This window comes from Novosphingobium tardum (assembly GCF_042652045.1).
GTDB classification, from domain to species: Bacteria; Pseudomonadota; Alphaproteobacteria; order Sphingomonadales; family Sphingomonadaceae; genus Novosphingobium; species Novosphingobium tardum.
In genome coordinates this window covers 1,057,578-1,077,117 of record NZ_JBHSDR010000003.1, presented here as the reverse complement: position 1 = coordinate 1,077,117, position 19,540 = coordinate 1,057,578, and the positions used below count along the sequence as shown (strand labels likewise).

The 19,540-nt window shown below is 66.7% G+C and carries 17 protein-coding genes and 1 tRNA gene; 8 read left to right on the top strand and 10 right to left on the bottom strand.

Annotated elements, in window-relative coordinates; all coding sequences use genetic code 11:
- Window positions 1-305 precede the first annotated feature (305 nt).
- Complete coding sequence (locus ACFO0A_RS05390; RefSeq protein ID WP_379537940.1) at window positions 306-1,250, top strand: cation diffusion facilitator family transporter; 945 nt, start codon at window positions 306-308, stop codon at window positions 1,248-1,250.
- A gap of 226 nt (window positions 1,251-1,476) precedes the next feature.
- Window positions 1,477-2,388 (top strand): endonuclease/exonuclease/phosphatase family protein, encoded by a 912-nt coding sequence (locus ACFO0A_RS05385; protein ID WP_379537939.1) that lies wholly within the window; start codon window positions 1,477-1,479, stop codon window positions 2,386-2,388.
- A gap of 33 nt (window positions 2,389-2,421) precedes the next feature.
- Here ACFO0A_RS05385 and clpX read toward each other — a convergent pair whose 3' ends face one another.
- From clpX to ACFO0A_RS05365, 4 genes are all read right to left on the bottom strand, one after another.
- A complete protein-coding gene (gene clpX, locus ACFO0A_RS05380; protein ID WP_379537938.1) occupies window positions 2,422-3,696 on the bottom strand; it encodes an ATP-dependent Clp protease ATP-binding subunit ClpX in 1,275 nt (424 codons plus the stop codon).
- A 134-nt stretch (window positions 3,697-3,830) separates the two neighbouring features.
- Entirely contained in the window at window positions 3,831-4,508 is a 678-nt protein-coding gene (locus ACFO0A_RS05375; RefSeq protein WP_379537937.1) for an ATP-dependent Clp protease proteolytic subunit, read from the bottom strand.
- A 197-nt stretch (window positions 4,509-4,705) separates the two neighbouring features.
- A complete protein-coding gene (gene tig / locus ACFO0A_RS05370; protein WP_379537936.1) occupies window positions 4,706-6,286 on the bottom strand; it encodes a trigger factor in 1,581 nt (526 codons plus the stop codon).
- A gap of 59 nt (window positions 6,287-6,345) precedes the next feature.
- Window positions 6,346-6,430: transfer RNA gene (locus tag ACFO0A_RS05365), tRNA-Leu, on the bottom strand.
- Between the two features lie 153 nt (window positions 6,431-6,583).
- Here ACFO0A_RS05365 and ACFO0A_RS05360 point away from each other — a divergent pair.
- A complete protein-coding gene (locus tag ACFO0A_RS05360) occupies window positions 6,584-6,757 on the top strand; it encodes a hypothetical protein (RefSeq protein ID WP_379537935.1) in 174 nt (57 codons plus the stop codon).
- Between the two features lie 30 nt (window positions 6,758-6,787).
- Here ACFO0A_RS05360 and sppA read toward each other — a convergent pair whose 3' ends face one another.
- Window positions 6,788-8,680 (bottom strand): signal peptide peptidase SppA, encoded by a 1,893-nt coding sequence (sppA, locus tag ACFO0A_RS05355; protein ID WP_379537934.1) that lies wholly within the window; start codon window positions 8,678-8,680, stop codon window positions 6,788-6,790.
- A gap of 123 nt (window positions 8,681-8,803) precedes the next feature.
- Between sppA and ACFO0A_RS05350 the strand changes: the two genes are divergently transcribed.
- Both ACFO0A_RS05350 and ACFO0A_RS05345 read left to right on the top strand, forming a co-directional pair.
- A complete protein-coding gene (locus tag ACFO0A_RS05350) occupies window positions 8,804-9,811 on the top strand; it encodes an aspartate carbamoyltransferase catalytic subunit (protein WP_379537933.1) in 1,008 nt (335 codons plus the stop codon).
- Window positions 9,808-11,040, top strand: coding sequence for a dihydroorotase (locus tag ACFO0A_RS05345; RefSeq protein ID WP_379537932.1), 1,233 nt, complete (start codon window positions 9,808-9,810; stop codon window positions 11,038-11,040). The genes ACFO0A_RS05350 and ACFO0A_RS05345 overlap by 4 nt, the downstream gene beginning before the upstream one ends.
- Before the next feature lie 16 nt (window positions 11,041-11,056).
- Here ACFO0A_RS05345 and ACFO0A_RS05340 read toward each other — a convergent pair whose 3' ends face one another.
- Genes ACFO0A_RS05340 through ACFO0A_RS05330 form a run of 3 tightly spaced genes read right to left on the bottom strand, consistent with a single transcriptional unit; the run spans window position 11,057 to window position 13,782 of the window.
- Window positions 11,057-12,409 (bottom strand): SPOR domain-containing protein, encoded by a 1,353-nt coding sequence (locus tag ACFO0A_RS05340; RefSeq protein WP_379537931.1) that lies wholly within the window; start codon window positions 12,407-12,409, stop codon window positions 11,057-11,059.
- 48 nt (window positions 12,410-12,457) lie between these two features.
- Window positions 12,458-13,045 carry a hypothetical protein gene (locus tag ACFO0A_RS05335; RefSeq protein WP_379537930.1) on the bottom strand — a complete coding sequence of 196 codons (588 nt, stop codon included), beginning with the start codon at window positions 13,043-13,045 and terminating at the stop codon, window positions 12,458-12,460.
- Between the two features lie 17 nt (window positions 13,046-13,062).
- Window positions 13,063-13,782 (bottom strand): AAA family ATPase, encoded by a 720-nt coding sequence (locus ACFO0A_RS05330; protein WP_379537929.1) that lies wholly within the window; start codon window positions 13,780-13,782, stop codon window positions 13,063-13,065.
- Between the two features lie 270 nt (window positions 13,783-14,052).
- Here ACFO0A_RS05330 and ACFO0A_RS05325 point away from each other — a divergent pair, with 270 nt between their 5' ends.
- Both ACFO0A_RS05325 and ACFO0A_RS05320 read left to right on the top strand, forming a co-directional pair.
- A complete protein-coding gene (locus tag ACFO0A_RS05325; RefSeq protein WP_379537928.1) occupies window positions 14,053-15,045 on the top strand; it encodes a tetratricopeptide repeat protein in 993 nt (330 codons plus the stop codon).
- A gap of 89 nt (window positions 15,046-15,134) precedes the next feature.
- Window positions 15,135-16,280 carry a DUF418 domain-containing protein gene (locus ACFO0A_RS05320; protein WP_379537927.1) on the top strand — a complete coding sequence of 382 codons (1,146 nt, stop codon included), beginning with the start codon at window positions 15,135-15,137 and terminating at the stop codon, window positions 16,278-16,280.
- On the opposite strand, the gene ACFO0A_RS05315 is transcribed toward ACFO0A_RS05320, so the two are convergent.
- Both ACFO0A_RS05315 and ACFO0A_RS05310 read right to left on the bottom strand, forming a co-directional pair.
- Entirely contained in the window at window positions 16,277-17,206 is a 930-nt protein-coding gene (locus ACFO0A_RS05315; RefSeq protein WP_379537926.1) for a prephenate/arogenate dehydrogenase family protein, read from the bottom strand. The genes ACFO0A_RS05320 and ACFO0A_RS05315 overlap by 4 nt on opposite strands.
- The gene (locus ACFO0A_RS05310; protein WP_379537925.1) at window positions 17,203-18,306 is read right to left on the bottom strand and encodes a pyridoxal phosphate-dependent aminotransferase; all 1,104 of its coding nucleotides are present in this window, start codon (window positions 18,304-18,306) and stop codon (window positions 17,203-17,205) included. The genes ACFO0A_RS05315 and ACFO0A_RS05310 overlap by 4 nt, the downstream gene beginning before the upstream one ends.
- A gap of 85 nt (window positions 18,307-18,391) precedes the next feature.
- Here ACFO0A_RS05310 and metX point away from each other — a divergent pair, with 85 nt between their 5' ends.
- Window positions 18,392-19,507 carry a homoserine O-acetyltransferase MetX gene (gene metX, locus ACFO0A_RS05305; RefSeq protein WP_379537924.1) on the top strand — a complete coding sequence of 372 codons (1,116 nt, stop codon included), beginning with the start codon at window positions 18,392-18,394 and terminating at the stop codon, window positions 19,505-19,507.
- Window positions 19,508-19,540: the final 33 nt, after the last annotated feature.

The window sequence follows — 19,540 nt, the reverse complement described above, 5'->3', positions numbered from 1 at the left end:
CCCCCGCGAATCGCAGGTGAGAGCTATGTTCGCGGGGGCTTCTACAAACGCCCGCGGCGCTCCAGAACACCCCTCATGTGACAATGCGTTGACAACGCCGGGAGCGTTCCGGGACAAGATCGTGACAATTGAAACAGGATTGCGCGGGAGGCACGCCTAACGTCCGATTATTCCAAATTTGGGCTCAAATGCTTGGATCGGCGGGCATTCCCGCCATACCCGGCTTCTCCTTTTTTTGCCGCAGTGCGGCATTTTTACAACGAGGCAGGGGACATACCCGTACCCTCCCGCTAATGGCCCGCTTCATGAGCGCAGAAAACCATGTCGAAACCGGGCCTCACCGGGATCACGGCCATGATGGGCACGGCCACGATCACGCGCCGACTTCGTTCGGACGTGCCTTTGCCATCGGCGTCGGACTGAACACCGCCTTCGTCGCGATCGAGGCTGGGTACGGCATCGCATCGGGATCGATGGCGCTCGTCGCCGATGCCGGCCACAACCTCGGCGACGTTCTCGGCCTGCTCGTCGCCTGGGGGGCGAGCGTGCTGGTCGCCCGGCCGCCGTCGGAGCGGTTCACTTACGGCCTGAAGTCGAGCTCCATCCTGGCGGCGCTGATAAATGCCGCGCTGCTGTGGATCGCGCTCGGGGCGATCCTCATCGAGACCCTGCGCCGCCTGGCCGATCCGCAGCCCGTTCCCGGCGGCACGGTAATGGCCGTGGCCGCGGTGGGGATCGTGGTCAACACCGTCACCGCGCTGCTCTTCATGCGTGGCCGAAAAGGCGACCTCAACGTGCGCGGCGCGTTCCTTCACATGGCCGCCGATGCCGCCGTTTCCGCCGGCGTGGTCGTGGCTGGCCTCGCTATCGCCAAGACCGGCGCCGCTTGGATCGATCCGGTCACCAGCCTGGCCATCGTCGCGATCATCGGCTGGGGCAGCTGGGGCCTGCTGCGCGATTCTGTGAAGCTTGGCCTGCTTGGCGTGCCCGAGGGGATCGAGCCGCCCGAGGTGCGTGCCTGGCTGGCCGCGCTGCCCGGCGTGACCGCCGTGCACGACCTCCACATCTGGCCCATGAGCACCACCGAGACCGCTTTCACCGCACATCTCGTCATGCCCGCGGGTCATCCGGGAGACGTGTTCCTCCACAACGTGGCGCACGAACTGGAACACCGGTTCGGTATTGGCCACCCCACCATCCAGGTCGAAACCGAGGCTGACTGCGCCTTGCACCCCGAGCACGTCGTCTAGCCACAGACGCATTTTTTCTGCGCGCTGATGTGATCCCGCACGTCGCGCGGCGTCATGTTGGCAAGCGACGGACCATCCCGTCGCATCGGGAACGCAGGGCACGGTGCGGAACAAGGCCATTTTCATTGCAGGCTGCGTGGTCCTGGCGGCGACGCTAGGCGGACCCGCCCATACCGCCCCCGCCACCCTGCTTCCCCCGCTCGATCCCCAGGCACCTTTGTCGGTTATGACCTACAATGTGGAAGGCCTGCCTTGGCCGGTGCGCTGGGGCCGGGGGGCGGCGCTCGAATCGATTGGCGAGCGGCTGGCATGGCTGCGCCAGCGCGGCCGTCAGCCACACGTGGTAGCGCTGCAGGAAGCCTTCTCCGATGACGCCAAGGCGATCGGCAAGGCCGCCGGCTATGCCAACGTCGTGGCCGGGCCTTCAGCCACCGAGCGCGACGGAGGCAATGTCTCCGACTGGCGCTTCATCGATGCGGGACGGTGGGTGAAAGGCGAAACCGAAGGCAAGGTGCTCGACAGCGGCCTTCTGATCCTCTCCGACTATCCCGTGGTGCGCGTGCGCCGGATGGCTTTCCCGGCAGGAGCCTGCGCCGGCTACGATTGCCTGGCCAACAAGGGCGCGGTGATGGTCACAGTGAAAATTCCGGGCGTTTCCACACCGGTCGACATCGTCGACACCCATCTCAACTCACGCCACGCGTCGGGTGTCCCGGACCTGCGCAGCAATGCCGCCTACGCGCGCCAGACGGCCGTGTTGGGCAAGTTTCTTTCCGCCAACCACGATCCGGCCACCCCGCTGCTGGTGGCAGGCGACTTCAACATGGGGCCGCGGCCGGTGCGCCGCGCCGCGCTGCTGGCAGCTTTGGAGCCGACGAGCGGCGTCACGCCAGGATCATCGGTTCGCGACGGCTTGAGCGGATGCCTCGCGCGCAGCGACGCCGCGGTCGGCGATCCCGCCGATGCGCGCTGGATATTGCGGCGGGGGCGCGACTGGCAGTTCATCGGCAACGGCACCGCCGCCACGCTTGCGCCGAGGGACGCAACCGTCTTGTTCGGCCGCGAACCCGGCGGGGCGATGCTTTCGGATCACATGGGCTTCGAAGTCACCTACCGGGTCGCCAAGCCGGCAGCGTGATATGCTCGGGCGGCGCAAGGCCGCCCGATCGGATTAAGCGGCGGTCTCGCCTGTCTTCTTGGCGTCGCCGCCTTCGAATACCTGCACCGGCTCCTTGCGGCCTTCGACGACGTCGCTGTCGATCACCACTTCGGCAAGACCCTCGGTGGTCGGCAGGTCGAACATCGTGTCGAGCAGGATCGATTCGACGATCGAGCGAAGCCCGCGCGCGCCCGTCTTTCGCTCGATCGCCTTCTTGGCGATCGTTTCCAGCGCGTCCGGGGTAAAGGTCAGCTGCACGTCTTCGAGATCGAAGAGCTTGGCGTACTGCTTGACCAGCGCGTTCTTCGGTTCGCTCAGAATCTTGACGAGCGCCTCGATGTCGAGATCTTCCAGCGTCGCGATGACGGGCAGACGGCCGACGAATTCCGGGATCAGGCCGAACTTCAGAAGATCCTCGGGCTCTGCCTTCTGGAGCAGTTCGCCCACGCGGCGCTTGTCCGGATCGGCGACATGAGCGCCGAACCCGATCGAACGCTTCTGCAAGCGATCGGCGATGATCTTTTCCAGGCCCGCGAACGCCCCGCCACAGATGAACAGGATGTTCGTGGTGTCCACCTGCAGGAATTCCTGCTGCGGATGCTTGCGCCCGCCCTGGGGCGGCACGCTGGCGGTGGTGCCCTCCATCAGCTTGAGCAGCGCCTGCTGCACGCCTTCGCCCGACACATCGCGCGTGATCGAGGGGTTTTCCGCCTTGCGGCTGATCTTGTCGATCTCGTCGATGTAGACGATCCCGTGCTGCGCCTTCTCGACGTTGTAGTCGCTCGCCTGGAGCAGCTTGAGGATGATGTTCTCCACGTCCTCGCCGACATAGCCCGCCTCGGTGAGCGTGGTGGCGTCGGCCATCGTGAAGGGCACGTCGAACGTCTTGGCCAGGGTCTGCGCAAGAAGCGTCTTGCCCGAACCGGTCGGTCCGACGAGCAGGATGTTCGACTTCGAAAGCTCGACCTCACCGCCCTTGCCGCTGTGCTTGAGGCGCTTGTAGTGGTTGTGAACCGCGACCGAGAGCACGCGCTTGGCGCGGTCCTGGCCGATCACATAATCGTTCAGCGTCTCGAAGATGTCGCGGGGGCTGGGAACGCCGCCATCCTTCTTGCCGGCGATGCCGGCCTTCGTCTCTTCGCGGATGATGTCGTTACACAGCTCGACGCATTCATCGCAGATGAACACGGTGGGTCCGGCAATCAGCTTGCGCACCTCGTGCTGCGATTTCCCGCAGAAGCTGCAGTAGAGGGTGCTCTTGGTATCCGATCCGCTCAGTTTGGTCATATTCTATCCCATGCGTCCCCGCAGCCGGGGACGAGACTCGCCAAGTCTAGCCGGCGAGCCCCATTAATCAACAGCAGCCTGTCGCAAACCGGGCATAGGGCAAGGACCCTTTCGCCCGGCTGAAGGCGCGAGGTTTACGAATCCTTCGCGGGCGGCGCGGCCTCTGCACCCGTCTGGTCAAGCTCGGGGCGCGTCTCGAACACCTTGTCGACGATGCCGAAGGCCATCGCCTCGTCGGCCTCGAGGAAGGTGTCGCGGTCCATCGCCTTCTCGATCTCGGGCAGCGTCTTGCCGGTGTACTTGGCATAGAGGCTGTTCATCCGGGTGCGAAGGCGCAGGATTTCGCGCGCCTGGATTTCGATGTCGCTGGCCATACCGCGCGCCCCGCCCGAAGGCTGGTGGACCATGATCCGCGCATTGGGCAGCGCGATGCGCATGCCCGGCTCGCCCGCGGCGAGAAGGAAGCTGCCCATCGACGCGGCCTGCCCGACGCAGACCGTGGAAACGCGCGGCTTGATGTACTGCATGGTGTCGTGGATCGCCATGCCGGCAGTGACCACGCCCCCAGGCGAGTTGATGTACATCGAGATATCCTTAGAGGGATTCTCGCTTTCGAGGAACAGCAGCTGAGCGACGATGAGGCTGGCCATGCCGTCTTCGACCTCGCCCGTCACGAAAACGATCCGTTCGCGCAGCAGCCGGGAGAAGATGTCGAAGCTGCGTTCGCCGCGGCTGGTCTGCTCGACCACCATCGGCACCAGTGCGCCGGTTATCGGATCGAAGCGGGTATTGCGGCCGGAAAGATCGTACATGAAGCCCTCGTCTGGAATAGCGACCCGCTATGTCGCCCCTGCCCCGGCGATGTTCAAGGGGATTAACCTCTAATGCGCTCCCGGCGCCCGGGCGACAGTCGCTTTGGAGAGGCGCCGTGCCCCAACCGAAACGGCCCGGCACGCATATCACGCACCGGGCCGATCGAATGGTTGCCGGCCAGACGGCCGCCGAAGGGTCAGCCCTTGGCCGAAGCCTTCTTGGCGGGGGCCTTCTTGGCTGCCGGCTTTGCGGGGGCGGCATCGGCCGGCTCTTCCGCAGTCTTCTTGGCGGCAGCCTTCTTGGCCGGAGCCTTCTTGGCAGGCTCGTCTCCAGCCTTGTCTTCAGCCTTTTCGGCGGCCTTGGCGGACGCCTTCTTGGCGGCCGCCTTCTTCGCCGGCTTGGCTTCCGCGGCATGGTCGTGGCCGCAGTCCGGGCCATGAACATGGCCTTCCTCGGCCTCGATCGCGGCCTGCAGCTCCTCGCGGGTCACGGCGCGCTCGGTGACTTCAGCCTTGTCGAACAGGAAGTCGACGACCTTGTCCTCGTAAAGCGGAGCGCGAAGCTGCGCGGCAGCGAGCGGGTCGGAACGGATGTACTGGACGAAGCGGTCGCGATCCTGCTCGCGGTACTGCTGCGCCGCCTGGCGGATCAGCATTTCCATTTCTTGGCCCGACACCTGAACGTCGTTGGCCTGGCCGATTTCCGAGAGCAGCAGTCCGAGACGAACGCGGCGCACGGCGATCGCGCGATAATCGTCACGTTCGGCTTCGATCTCGGCCTTGGCGGCCTCGGGATCGGGCTCGCCCGCCGCTTCCTGCTCAAGCTGCGCCCAGATCTGCTGGAACTCGGCCTCGACCATCGAGGGCGGCACGTCGAAATCGTGCCCGGCGGCAAGCTGGTCGAGCAGCGAGCGCTTCATCTGGGTGCGGGTCAGGCCGGCGGTTTCCTGCTCGAGCTGCCCGCGCAGCAGGCCCTTGAGCTGGTCGATGCCCTGGAGACCGAGCGACTTGGCGAAATCGTCGTCGAGCTTGGCCTCGCCCGGGATCTTCACCGCCTTAACCTTGATCGCGAAGTCGGCCTGCTTGCCGGCCAGCTCAGTTGCCGGATAGTCGGCCGGGAAGGTGACCTGGATAGTCTTCTCGTCACCGGCCTTCACGCCGTCGAGCTGTTCCTCGAAGCCGGGGATGAAGCGACCCGCGCCCAGTTCGAGCGGCTGGTCCTCGGCGGTGCCGCCGTCGAACGGAACGTCGTCGATCGAACCGGCGAAATCGATGATCAGCTGGTCGCCGGTCGAGGCCTTGTGGCCCTTCTTGGCGTCGGTGTAGCTCTTCTGGCCTTCGGCGATCCGCATCAGCGCGGCGTCGACCGCGGCATCGTCCACCGCAACGGTCAGCTTCTCGAGCTTGAGCGTGGCGAGATCGGGGGTCTGCACGTCGGGCAGGACTTCGAGCGCGACAGTGACCTCGGCGTCCTTGCCTTCGTCGTAGCCTTCGGCGAGATCGACCTGCGGCTGCATCGCGGGGCGCAGCTGCTTGTCGCGCACCAGCTTGTCCACAGCCTCGCGGATCGAGCCCTCAAGCGCTTCCTGGTGAAGCGCGGGGCCGTGCATCTTGCGCACCAGGTTGGCGGGAACCTTGCCCGGGCGGAAGCCGGGCATGCGGACCTGCGGCGCGATCTTCTTCACCTCGCCCTCGACCCGGTCGGCGATGTCCTTGGCGGCGATGGTCACCGCATAGCCGCGCTTCAGGCCTTCGTTGGTGGTTTCGACAATCTGCATCTTGCGTCTCTTTTCAATGCGTGAATCGGCGCGGGACCTGGCCGCTTGCGGCGCGGGACTGGTGCGGGCGAAGGGACTCGAACCCCCACATCTTGCGATACTTGGACCTAAACCAAGCGCGTCTACCAGTTCCGCCACGCCCGCGGCCCGCGAAATCAAGGTGCGAGCCTCTATCGGCAGAGTCATAAAAGGGCAAGGCGAACCGGTGGTTCCCGGCTACACCCTGTGAACCCCGCGGAACCGCGCAACACGCAAGCACGTTCTAGGTTTCGAGAATCCAATCAGGAGTGCCACGAAATGGCCAGCGACCCCAAGCCCCGCCCCGATACGATCGAGCCGCAATCGCCGCCCGAAACGCCGAATCCCTCAGGCCCCAACGAACAGCCATTTCAGGAGCCGCCAGAGATCGAGCCGATGCAGCCCGATTTCGATCAGCCGGACACTGCGCCAAGCGAAGTCCCGCAAATCTGAGGAAGCGGCCGCGCCTGCCGAACCGTCGGTTCAGGACAGGCCGGTCAACCGGGCCAGGCCCGCGAGCCATCCTGCATCCCGTACTGGTGCGGGCGCCGCGCCACCGCCTACCGGGCATTCGAGGCAGTAAGCCTGCATCCCCGTGCCTCCCAGCAACATGCCAAGATCACGGGTGAGCCGTTGCGCCAAGGCCGCTTGCTGGGCGCCGGCGATTCCACTGAATCCCAATGCCGCGCCATCGCTTCCGGCATCATCGTCGTCGCCACGCAGAAGCTGGACTAGCAGCGTTTGATAGAGCTGGTCGTCCTGGCCCAGGTAGTCGGCATGCCACTTGTCCGGCCCGAGCTTTGCGGCCGAAGCGGCAAAAGCCAGCGCGTCGTCGAGATCGCCGAAGCGGTCGACGAGGCCAAGCTGGCGGGCCGTCCCACCGTCCCAGATCCGCCCTTGCGCGATGGCATCGACCTGTGCGGGGGACTTGTGGCGCGACTGGCCGACCAGCGTGATGAACCGCTGGTAGCCGTTGTCGATCTCGGCCTGAACCATCGATTCGACTTCGGGGGTGAGGCCACCCAGCACGTCGGGCTGCCCCGATAGCGGGGTGGTGCGAATTCCATCGCTGGTGACACCATACTGGGCCAGCGTCGCCTCGAATGTCGGAATGATCCCGAAGATGCCGATGGAACCGGTTATCGTCCCCGGCTCCGCGAAGATCGTGGTGCCGGGGGTGGATACCCAGTAGCCGCCGCTCGCCGCGAGGTTGGCCATCGAGACGACGACGGGAATGTTCCTTGCCTTGAAGCGCGTAATCGCTGCGCGGATCTTTTCCGATGCGAGGACGGAGCCGCCGGGCGAATCGACCCGCACAACCAGCGCGGCCAGATCGTCGTCGAGGGCCTTGTCGAGCAGCTTGGCAATGCGGTCGCCGCCAGCTTTGCCGGGGCCCGCATCGCCATCGACGATCTCGCCTGCGATGGTGACCACGCCGATCGCCCTGCCAGCGTTGTCGCTCGGCATATCGGCCAGATAGGGATCGAGCGAAGTATTGCGGAAACTGCCTGGGTCGCCTCCGGGCTCGGCGCCGACGAGCTTGGCCACGCGGTCGCCGAACGCCACGCGGTCGCCGATGACGTCGACCAGCCCAGCCTGTTGCGCCGCGAGCGCCGTGTTGCCGCCCGCCGCCGCGAGCCAGCCAGCCGGATCGGTAGTGACGAGCGCGATGTTGGCCTTGGGCCGCGCCCTGGCGATATCGGCGCGATATCCATCCCAAAGCGCGGCATAAACCGCGCGCAAGGCCTCTGCCGCCTCCGGTGACTGGTCGCTGCGGATGAAGGGTTCGATCGCGCTCTTGTACGTCCCGACCTTGTAGACGTGGGCCTTGACCTTCAGCTTGTCGAGCAGGCCCTTGTAGTAGAGCTGGTGCCCGCCCGGTCCGGTCACTGCCGCGCCGCCCAGCGGTTCGACCCAGACTTCGGTCGAATGGGCAGCCAGCAGCATCGCGTCGTCGGTATAGGCGAGCGCATGGGTAAGCACGGGCTTCTTGGCCGCGCGCACCTTGTCCAGCGCGGCGCCGATCCGCATCATATGAACCTGCCCGCCGCCCAGGAACCTGTCGAGGTCGAGCACGACCACCTTGATCCGGTCGTCGGTCGCAGCGCGTTCGATTACGCGGGCAAGGTCGCGCTCGCGGAATTCGCGCGCCGGCACCTCGCCGCCGACCAGCATGCGCAGCGGATCGATCTTAGCCGGCTCCTCGACCACCGTGCCGTCGAGCTTGAGCAACAAGGCGCCTTCGTGGACCGCACCCGGATTGGGGCGCGCGGTCAGGACGACGTAGAGCATCCAGAAGAACAGGAGCAGCAGGACCAGCGCCAGGCCATCCTTGATCCCCACGAGTATGTGCCAGATCTTGCGAGCGAAAATCATTGGATGAACTATCCCCGGTGCGGCCGGTGGGCGGCCAGTCATTGCGTTTAGGGGCCCCACCGCACCAGCGCCACCCGAAACTCCTTGAGCGGTCCACTCCGCTCGACTAGGGGCATGGCTTCAATGGCATCGCCGGAAACCTCGCACGCCGCCCGCTATCCCGCGGGCGCAGCCGCCTTCCCGCACCGCGACCTCATTGCCCTTTCCGGCCTGCCCCCGCACGAACTGCTGTTCCTGCTCGACGAGGCCGAGCAATGGGTCGATTTCAACCGCGGCGCGGCCAAGCATGCCAATGCCCTTGCGGGCCTGACGATCATCAACGCCTTCTTCGAGAACTCCACACGCACGCTTCTCAGCTTCGAGATCGCGGGCAAGCGGCTCGGGGCGGACGTCGTCAACATGCATGCCGCCCAGTCGAGCGTGAAGAAGGGCGAGACGCTGATCGACACCGCGCTCACCCTCAACGCGATGCGCGCCGACGCGATCGTCATCCGCCACGCCGCCTCGGGCGCAGTCGGACTGATTGCGGGCAAGGTCGATTGCCCCGTCCTCAATGCCGGGGACGGCAGCCATGAACATCCCACACAAGGGCTGCTCGATGCGCTCACCATCCGGCACTGGCTGCGCATCAAGGGCCGCGAGGAATTCAACGGGCTTCGCGTGACGATCTGCGGCGATGTGCTTCACAGCCGCGTGGCGCGCTCGAACATCGCTGCGCTGACCGCGCTTGGCGCGCAGGTAAGGGTCTGCGCCCCGCCCGCCCTGATGCCTGCCCAAATCGAGGCGCTGGGCGCTGAACCCTTCGCAGATTTCGATGCCGCGCTCGACTGCGCCGAAGTGGTGATGATGCTCCGGCTTCAGCAGGAGCGGATGCAGGGCCAGTTCATCCCCTCGCCGCGCGAATACCGCCACCTTTACGGCCTTACGCTCAAACGTCTCGCGCGGGCCGAGCCCGACGCGCTGGTCATGCATCCGGGGCCGATGAACCGGGGGGTGGAGATTGACAGCCAAGTCGCCGACCTGGCCGGGCGCTCGGCCATCACTCGTCAGGTCGAACTCGGCGTAGCGATCCGCATGGCGTGCCTCGAAGTTCTCACGCGCCGTCAGCGGGGCGTCGCGGGCTGGTCATGAGCACGGCACGCCCGCTGACGATCACCGGCGGCCGGCTGGTCCTGCCTTCCGGGGAGCCCGCGACGGGCGCACTGCGCTGCGCCGGAGGACGGATTGTGGCTCTGGGCGACATCGCGCCCGAGGACGACGACGAGGTGTTGGACGCAAATGGCGCCCTTGTCGCCCCGGGCCTCGTCGACCTCGGAGTGTTCGCGGTGGACAAGCCCGCGTTCCACTTCGGCGGGATCACGCGCGCCGCGCTGATGCCCGACCAGAACCCGCCGCTCGACAATCCGGCGCTGGTCCGTTTCGCCGCGCAGAGCGGCAAGCCCGACCTGTGGGTTCATCCCCTGGCTGCCGCTACCCGCGCGCTTGGGGGCGAGGAACTGGCCGAACTGGCGCTGATGCGCGATGCCGGCGCGCGGGCTGTCGCGACCGGGCGACGCTGGATCCCTGATTCGGGCACGAAGCTGCGGCTGCTGTCCTATTGCGCGATGCTGGACCTCGTCGTGGTCACCCATGCCGAGGATGGCGGTCTCGCCGGCAATGCCGTTGCCACCGCGGGTGCAATGGCGACGCGGCTGGGCCTTCCTTCCGCGCCAGCCGAGGCCGAGGCGCTTGCCGTGGGCCGCGACATCGCGCTGGCGGAGCTTGCCGGCGCCAGGATCCACTTCCGCCAGGTTACGACCGCCGCCGCGCTGGAGCTGATCCGCGTGGCCAAGGCGCGCGGAGTCAAGGTGACCGCGGGCGTAACCCCTGCGCACTTCATGCTCTCGGACCTCGAGATCACCCATTTCCGCACATTTGCCCGCCTGTCGCCGCCGCTCCGGTCCGATGCGGACCGGGTCGCCGTGATCGCCGCGCTGGCGGACGGCACGCTCGACGTGATTGCGTCGGGACACGATCCGCGCGGACCGGAAGACAAGCGCCTGCCGTTCGCCGACGCCGCGCCAGGAATGGCTGGCGCCGAGACGCTTCTGGCGCTGACGCTTACCTTGGTCCGGGACGGGCATTTCGATCTGGCGCGCGCCTTCGCGCTGCTGGCGACTAATCCGGCGAATCTGCTCGGCGTCGATGCGGGAAGCCTGACCGTGGGCGCGCAGGCCGATATCGCGCTGATCGACCCGGCGCGCCCGTGGATCGTCAGCTCGGACCGGATGGAAGCGGCCGCGGGGAATACCCCGTTCGACCGGCGCCCGGTCGAAGGCCGCGTCACCGCTCTCTTCAAGGGCGGCGCGCGAGTCCTCTAGGAGTTACGCGACCTCGTCAACGGCGCGCGTATTGCGCCCCGCCACCAGCGCCCAGTGTATTAACAACGAAGCACGAATTGCCGCCCTGGCGCAGCGTCGAACAAGTTGCCGAGGCGCTGGACCGTCCGGCAAATCCCGAAGCCGAAACCCGCCAGTACTGCTTGCCGTTCACGAACGCGCTGGTCGTGACAAGGCGATAATCGGCGAGCGCGCCGTGGCGCTTGTAGGTTCCGATCGCGCGCTGTGCACTCTCGGGCGAAGAGAACGCGCCAAGCTGTACAAGGACCGGGCTGTTGCCGGTCATCTTTTGTGCCGCGGCGGCGCGGACCGAACGCACCGTCTTCGGCGCTTCGGGTGCATAGTTGCCGATCATGCGGGGCTGCTTCGCGGCAACCTTGGGCCCGGCGAAACGGGGCGCAGGATATTCCATCGCAGCGGCGGCGGGCAGCGGTTGCACGACGGCAACCGAGACCTGCGTAGGCTGGGCCGGAGCCGGCGCGGCGGGCGCGACTGGTTCGGCCGCAGGGGCGACAGGCGCAAGCTTCTGGTTCGATGCGAGCTCAACCGGCGCTTCGGGCACGGCTTCGCCGGACACCGGCGCTGCCGCGGCTTCGGCAGCAAGTTCGGCCGCGCCAGGGAAGTTGGCGAGCGCCAAGGCTTGCGGCTGACCGTCGTCGCCGCGCACCGGCGCGCCGAGCAAGGTGGCCACGCGAAGCTGGTTGTCCTCGGGACGGCCCATCGCCGCCCATTCTCCGATCCGGTCGTTGATCTCGTCGGCAGGAACGTCTTGCGCCATCATGACTCGCGCTTCGCGCCAGCGTCCGTCGAGCGCGAAGGCATAGGCAAGGTTCTGGCGCGTCTTCACCGTGCTGTCTCCGTCGCGCAGCGCCTGGCTCAGGATGTCGACCCCGCGGCCCGTTTCACCCGCCAGCGCCATGGCAAGGCCAAGGTCGCTTGCCGGGATCACGTCGCGCCAATCGGTCAGTAGCTGGACCGCCGCGCTCTGGTGGCCCTGCGCGATCTCGGCGAGGGCGAGGCTGAGCACCGTGCGCGGGCTCTCGTCACCGAGGTCGAGCGCATCGTCGAACGACTGCGCGGCGGCGACGAAACGTCCCGCCTTGAGATAGGCATTGCCGAGAAGAGCCCGCTGCGCAGCTTCACGCGGGCTGGCCGCGACCGCCTTTTCGGCGAGAACGATGGCCTTGTCCGGCTTGCCCTTGGCCAGCGTGGCTTCGGCCTGTGCCGCAAAGGCGCTGGGCCTGTCGCCGCCACCGCCCATCGCGCAGCCGGTAAGCATTACGCTGCCGAGCGCGGTGCCGAGCGCAAGCCGGGCAGCCGTGCGAGACGAAGTCGTGGCGGTGCTGGTCATGTCGATGTCCCCACAATCATTTTCAGTGCCGGCGCCTTCCCCCCAGGATCAGCGCCGCTTGGCCCGCTTGGCCAGATCTTCAAGGTCGGGCAGCTCGGAAAGCAGCCGGTCGAGCGCCTCGGTCACGAGTTGCTGCGCGCTGCGTCCCTCGACCGCGCAGGCGAGGCGCAGCTTGAGGTGCCGTTCGCCGTCCACCCGCAAGGTGAAGGCGGCGCGGCGACCGTCGGCCAGAGCCGAGCGCCGAGCAGTCGGCGTGCGGCGCGGCGTCAGCGGGATCGGCGCAGAGACGACGGCGATCGGCGTCACCGGTTCGATCACCCGATCGGCCAGATTGTGCTGCTGGCGGATGACCTCGGGTACACGTGCCGGCGCCGCCGGTTCGGTCGGGCTGAACTGGAGAACGGTCGCTTCGGAAGTGGATTCCTCGGTTCCCTCGACCTCGGCTTCTTCGCCCATGTCGTTCCAGCCGAGGTCGTCCTGCGGATTCGCGGAAGGCTGCTGCTGGAGTTGATGCGAAGGAAACTCTGGGGTCGGATAACCGAGTGGCTGGAGCTGCGGGCGCATCGCCGGACGTGCGCTGCCCTTGCGGGCCAGCAATGTCGGCGAAAGTGACGCGAATGGCCTGGATTCGTTCATGGCCGGCACTACCCCGCCTACGACCCGGCGACTCGGCGACCGAAGCCGCCCTGCGGCCGGTGAGCCCCCGGCACGACCGATACGCTGCCCGGGGCGGCGAAGACGGTCCGGCGGAAATTCTTTTCGAGACGGTCGGAGATGTAGCCCCACAGGTTCATGACTTCCTGCGCGGAACGACCCTTGGGGTCGACTTCCATGACCGTGCGACCGTCGATCATCGAGGCGGCGTAATCGGTCCGGTGATGCAGCGTAACGGGGGCGACGGTGCCGTGCTGCGAGAGCGCTACCGCGGCTTCCGACGTGATCTTGGCCTTGGGAGTAGCGGCGTTGACCACGAAGATGAGCGGCTTGCCGGCGCGTTCGCACAAGTCGACCGTGGCGCCGACGGCGCGCAAGTCGTGCGGGCTGGGGCGAGTCGGCACGACGATCAGTTCGGCGACCGAGATGACCGACTGGATCGCCATCGTGATCGCCGGCGGCGTGTCGATGACGGCAAGGCGGAAGCCTTGCTGCCGCAGGACCGCAAGGTCGCTTGCCAGACGAGCCACTGTAGTCTGAGCAAAGGCGGGAAACTCCGCCTCGCGCTCGTTCCACCAGTCGGCCAGGCTTCCCTGGGGATCGATGTCGATCAGGACGACGGGACCGGCGCCTGCGCGCTGGGCCTCAACGGCGAGATGCCCGGACAAGGTGGTCTTGCCCGATCCCCCCTTCTGCGATGCCAATGCCAGAACGCGCAACGTGATACCCCCCAAAAGCCAGCGGTCTTGGGAAAGCGGTATCGTGGATCACCACTAATATAGAGTTAACGCTATCGCGCCGCCTTTGCCCCGGAAACGCCCTTCGAGAAGGCCGCCGATAAACCGTTTGGTAAGCGGGCATTGACTATGTCAGTTGAGACTGAGCGCGCACGAACGGCCCCGAAACTGGTCGATCGGCTCGCTCCACGGCAATGCGGTTGCTAACCATGCGCCGCGCCTGCCGAACCGGACGTCGAGGAGTTATTGGCCATGCGAAAGCTTTTGCAAGCGAAGGCGCTGCTGCTTTCCGCCCTGCTTTCCGCCAGCATTCCGGCTGCGTTCGCAGCGCCGAAGACCCCCACGACCGCCGATGCGGTCAAGCGCGGAGTCGATGCCTGGACCGCGGGCCAATACGAAGCAGCGGTCAAGCTGTGGCAAGCCGCGGCGGCCACCGGCGACCCCGACGCGCAGTTCAACCTTGGCCAGGCTTACAAGCTGGGCAAAGGCGTGCCGAAGTCCGATCTCGCTCGCGCCGAAGAGTTCTATCGCCAGGCCGCCGAGCAGGGCCACATCCAGGCCGCCGACAATTACGGGCTGCTGCTGTTCCAGACCGGCAAGCGCGAGCAGGCGATGGGCTGGCTCGTCCCGTCGGCCGAGCGGGGCGAAGCAAGGGCCCAGTACGTGCTTGGCATCGCGTACTTCAACGGCGACCTTGTGGCCCGCGATCCGGTGCGCGGCTATGCCCTTATGACGCGCGCGGCGGCAGTGGGCCTCGATCAGGCCAAGGGAGCGCTGGAAAAAATGGATGCTGTCTTGCCGATCGAGCAGCGCCGCGAGGGCGTTGCCCTCGCCGCAAAGCTTGAACAGCAGGCACTGGCGCGTCGCAATGTGCAGTTTTCCGCGGCAGATCTGGGCCCCGCCCCGTCGCCAGGCCGCGAAAAATCCCCCGCTCCCGCGAAGGCGCGGCCTGCTCCTCTTCCGCTGAAGAGTGCCACTACGCCGCCCCTAGCCACCGCCAAGGCTGCGGTTTCGCTGATCGGCGCAGGGCCATGGCGCGCCCAGATCGGCGCTTTCGCGGTTGCCGCCAACGCCGATGCACTGTGGAACAGGGTCCGTACGCGCCCTGCCCTTGCCGGCGCCGAGCGCTATCTCGTTCCTTCGGGCCGGGTGACACGGCTTCTGGTCGGTCCATTTCCGAGCGAGGCGGCCGCGCTTCGCGCCTGCGCCACGTTGGGGTCCCCCTGCCTGGCCCTGCGCCGCTGACGTCCGCAATTCCCCCCGCGCCTGCCGCACTTGGGCGGATCGACGCGCTCGACTTTACGCGCGGGATCGCCGTACTAGGCATCCTGCTGATGAACATCGTGGGCTTTGCCTGGCCCGAGATCGTTTACCTGTCTCCTCGCGCCCCGGGCGGGCCGGTGCCGAACCTGCCCGATGACATCCTTTTCAGCGCGCAGTTCGTCCTGGTGGACGGCAAGTTCCGCGGGCTGTTCACGCTTCTGTTTGGGGCCAGCTTGCTGCTGTTCGTGGAACGGGCGGACGCGCGGGGCGAAGGCGGGATCACCCTGCAACTGCGCCGGCTGTCGTTCCTGGCGCTATTCGGGCTCGCCCACTTCTTCCTCCTCTGGTGGGGCGACATCCTCTTTCTCTATGCGGTCTGCGGCTTCGCCGTACTTGGAATGATCGATTGGGAAGCCCGGACACTCATCCGCCGGGCGCTGATCATCTACGCCGTCGGCACGGCATGGCTTCTGGCGTCGAACCTGCCCGCGGCACTGCCCTGGTTTTTGCCCGGCGTCGAAGGCCACCAGGCCACGCAGCGACTGGTGGAGCAGTTCGACCGCGCTGCGCAAGCTGAGACGGCGCTGGCGCTCGGACCCTGGACGACCCGGCTTGCCGACAGCGTGTTCAACCACTGGCAACAGCCCTTGGTAACGGTCGCGAACTATGCGCTGGAGACGATTCCGCTGATGATGTTCGGCATGGCGCTACTCAAGGACGGGTTCTTCGCCGGCGCGTGGGACACGGCGCGCTACCGCCGCTGGGCTTGGCGCGGGATTGCCGGCGGTCTCGTGCTGACCCTGCCGCTGGCATGGTGGCAATGGCGTGAGGAGTTCGCGCTGCAGGTGGTTTTTCTTGTCGGGCTGGCGCTCGCCCTTCCCGGCCGTCTGGCGATGACGCTGGGCTTTGCCGCCCTACTGGTGCCGCTGGCCCGAAGCGCACCTGCTTCATGGCTGGGGGAGCGAATTATTGCAGCGGGGCGCATGGCGTTCAGCAACTACATTGGAACCAGCCTCGCGATGGCCTTCATCTTCCAGGGCTGGGGCCTGGCCTATTTCGCACGCTACACGAGGGTCGAACTGCTTGGCTTCGTCGTGCTCGGATGGCTGCTGATGCTGGCCTGGAGTCGCCCTTGGCTAGAACGCTACCGCCAGGGTCCGCTGGAATGGCTGTGGCGTTCGCTCGTCCGCAGGCGGCGCGAGCCGTTCCGACGTTAGCCGGCAGCTTCGTGATCGCTTCGCCCGAAGTCGGGCCGCGCATCGTCCTGCCCTTCCTCGATGATCGACCGGCGTACCGCGCGGGTCCGGGTGAACAGGTCGAAGAGCGCGTCGCCATCCCCCCAGCGGATCGCGCGCTGCAGCGCGCTGAGGTCTTCCGAAAAGCGCTGGAGCATGTCGAGCACTGCATCCTTGTTCGAAAGGAACACGTCGCGCCACATCACCGGATCTGATGCGGCGATTCGTGTGAAATCGCGAAAGCCGCCGGCCGAATATTTGATCACCTCACCACGCGTCACCGTTTCGAGGTCGGAGGCGGTGCCAACGATCGTGTAGGCGATGAGATGCGGCAGGTGGCTGGTAATGGCGAGGACGAGGTCGTGGTGCGCCGCGTCCATGATCTCGACGCGCGCGCCCAGGGCCTCCCAGAACGCGGTCAGCCGGGCTATAAGCTCGGGGTCCGCGCCCTCGGGCGGGGTGATGATGCACCAACGATGCTGGAACAGCGTCGCAAAGCCGGCGTCAGGGCCACTGCGCTCGGTACCCGCAACGGGGTGGGCCGGGATCACCGCCTGATCCGGCAAAGCGGTGGCCAATGCCTTGGCGACCGATTGCTTGGACGAGCCGACATCGCTGACGAGCGCGCCGGGTTTAAGCGCTGCCGCAATCTCGCCGGCCGCAGACGCCATCGCCCCCACCGGGACGCAAAGGATCACAAGATCGGCCTCGGCTACTGCCTCCGCGGCCGACGGGAAGACCTCGTCGACCAGCCCGCGCTCGGCTGCCCGGGCGCGCGTGGCGGGATCTGCGTCGTAGCCGGTGAGGCGCACGCCCGGGAGGTGCGCGCTTACGCCCAGGCCGACCGACCCGCCAAGCAGGCCAAGGCCGATGATTGCGACATGGGCAAAGGGCAAGTCGCCGGTCATCGTGCCGCGTCCGCCATTTCGGCCAGGGCCGACGCGATCTCGTCCATCTGGCTCGCGGTGCCGATGGTGATTCGCAGACCGTGGGCAAGGCCCTGCCCCGGCAGCCAGCGGGTGGCGTAACCGCGCGCGATCAGCCCTTCGAGCGCGGCCTCGGCGGTCAGTGCGCCTTCGAAAAGGACCAGCACGAAATTCGCCTTGCTCGGCAAGGGGCGAAGGCCGTGGTTGCCCAGTGCCGTGAGGCGCTTCGTGAACGCTTCGCGCACGGCGGCGTTTTCCTGGCGCGAGCGAGCGACGAAATCGGGGTCGCCCAGCGCGCCGAGCGCCGCCGCCTGGCCGTGGTTGGTCACGTTGAACGGACCCCGGATGCGATTGAGGATGTCGATCAGCGGCGGCGCGCCGGTGGCCCATCCGATCCGCTCGCCAGCCAGGCCGTAGATCTTCGAAAAGGTGCGGGTCACGAGGACGTTGGAATAACTGGCGGCGAGCGCCAGGCCGTGGTCGTCCTCGTCGACATCGCAATATTCGGCATAGGCCTGGTCGATGACGAGCAGGACATCCCCCGGCAGCGCCGCATGGAGGCGGGCGAGCTCGTGCGCGGGAATATAGCTGCCAGTGGGATTGTTCGGGTTGGCGACGAACACGACGCGCGTCCGTTCGGTCACGCAAGCAAGAAGCGCGTCGACGTCCGTGCCGTAGTCCGCATCTGGCGCGACCACAGGTGTCGCCCCGCAACGGCGCGCAGCGATATCGTAAACCGCGAAGCCATAACGGACGTAGATCACCTCGTCGCCCGGACCGGCAAAGCCCTGTGCGGCCAGGTTAAGCAGCTCGTCGGACCCGGTCCCGCAGACAATCCGTGCGGGATCGATCCGGTGCAGCGATCCCAGCGCGGCGCGCAGCGCCTTTGCTTCGGGATCGGGATAGCGGGACGGAACGTTCGCGCCCGCCATAGCGGCGAAGGCCGCCGGGCTGGAACCGAGCGGATTCTCGTTGGCGGACAACTTGATAAGCGGCCGCCCATCAGAAGCGGTCGCCTTACCGGGGACGTAAGCGTGAATGCCCTCGATCCAGGGCTTGGGAGACGGTGCGGTGGTGCTCACGGCGCGGGCCTTAGCGGGCCGGAAGCAATCCGCAAAGTCGCAGGCGTTGACAGGCCAGCGCTTTTCCCGCCAATCGCCGCCGACCATGGGTGAAGCCGATCCTGCCGTGCGCGACCAGCGCCTGACGCTGCCGGCGCCGCTCCCGCTCGACAGCGGACAATCACTGGCGCCGGTGGAAATCGCCTACCAGATCTATGGGACGCTTAACGACGCGCGCAGCAACGCGATCTTGGTCTGCCACGCACTGACCGGGGACCAGCACCTTGCCAGCCCGCATCCCATCACCGGCAAGCCGGGCTGGTGGGCGCGCATGGTCGGACCCGGCAAGCCGATCGACACCAACAGGTTCCACGTCATCTGCGCAAACGTGATCGGCAGTTGCATGGGCTCCAGCGGTCCGGCCAGTATTGCGGCCGACGGCAAACCGTGGGCGATGCGGTTTCCCGTCATCACCATCCGGGACATGGTTCGGGCACAAGTGGCGTTGCTCGACGCGCTGGGCATCGCGCGGCTTCATGCAGTCGTCGGCGGGTCGATGGGCGGCATGCAGGCGCTCAGCCTGGCCGCCAACTTCCCCGAGCGCAGCGCGGCGGTGCTCGTCATCGCCAGCGCGCCGCGCCATTCGGCGCAGAACATCGCGTTCCACGAAGTCGGACGCCAGGCGATCATGGCCGATCCGAAGTGGCTCGGCGGAGATTACTACGCGGCGGGCAAGGGTCCCGAGGCGGGCCTGGCGGTCGCGCGGATGGCGGCGCACATCACGTATCTGTCCGAGCAGGGGCTGACCGAGAAGTTCGGTCGCCGGCTTCAGGACCGCGCGACCAAGACCTTCGGATTCGACGCCGACTTCCAGGTCGAGAGCTATCTGCGCCACCAGGGCTTGAGCTTCACCGACCGGTTCGACGCCAACTCCTATCTCTACATCACGCGCGCAATGGATTACTTCGACCTCGCGGAAGAGCACGGCGGCCGTCTGGCCGACGCCTTTGCCGCGAGCACCGCACGTTTCTGCCTCGTCAGCTTCGATACCGACTGGCTCTATCCGACCGCAGAATCGCGCAGCGTGGTCCACGCGCTCAACGCCTCGGGCGCGGCGGTGAGCTTCGTCGAACTCTCCGCCCCGTTCGGGCACGACAGCTTCCTCCTCGACGTGCCCGCGCTCGACCGCGTCGTCGCTGGTTTTCTCGGGATCGGCACGTGATCCTGTTCGACAGCCACAAGGCGCGGCTTGGTT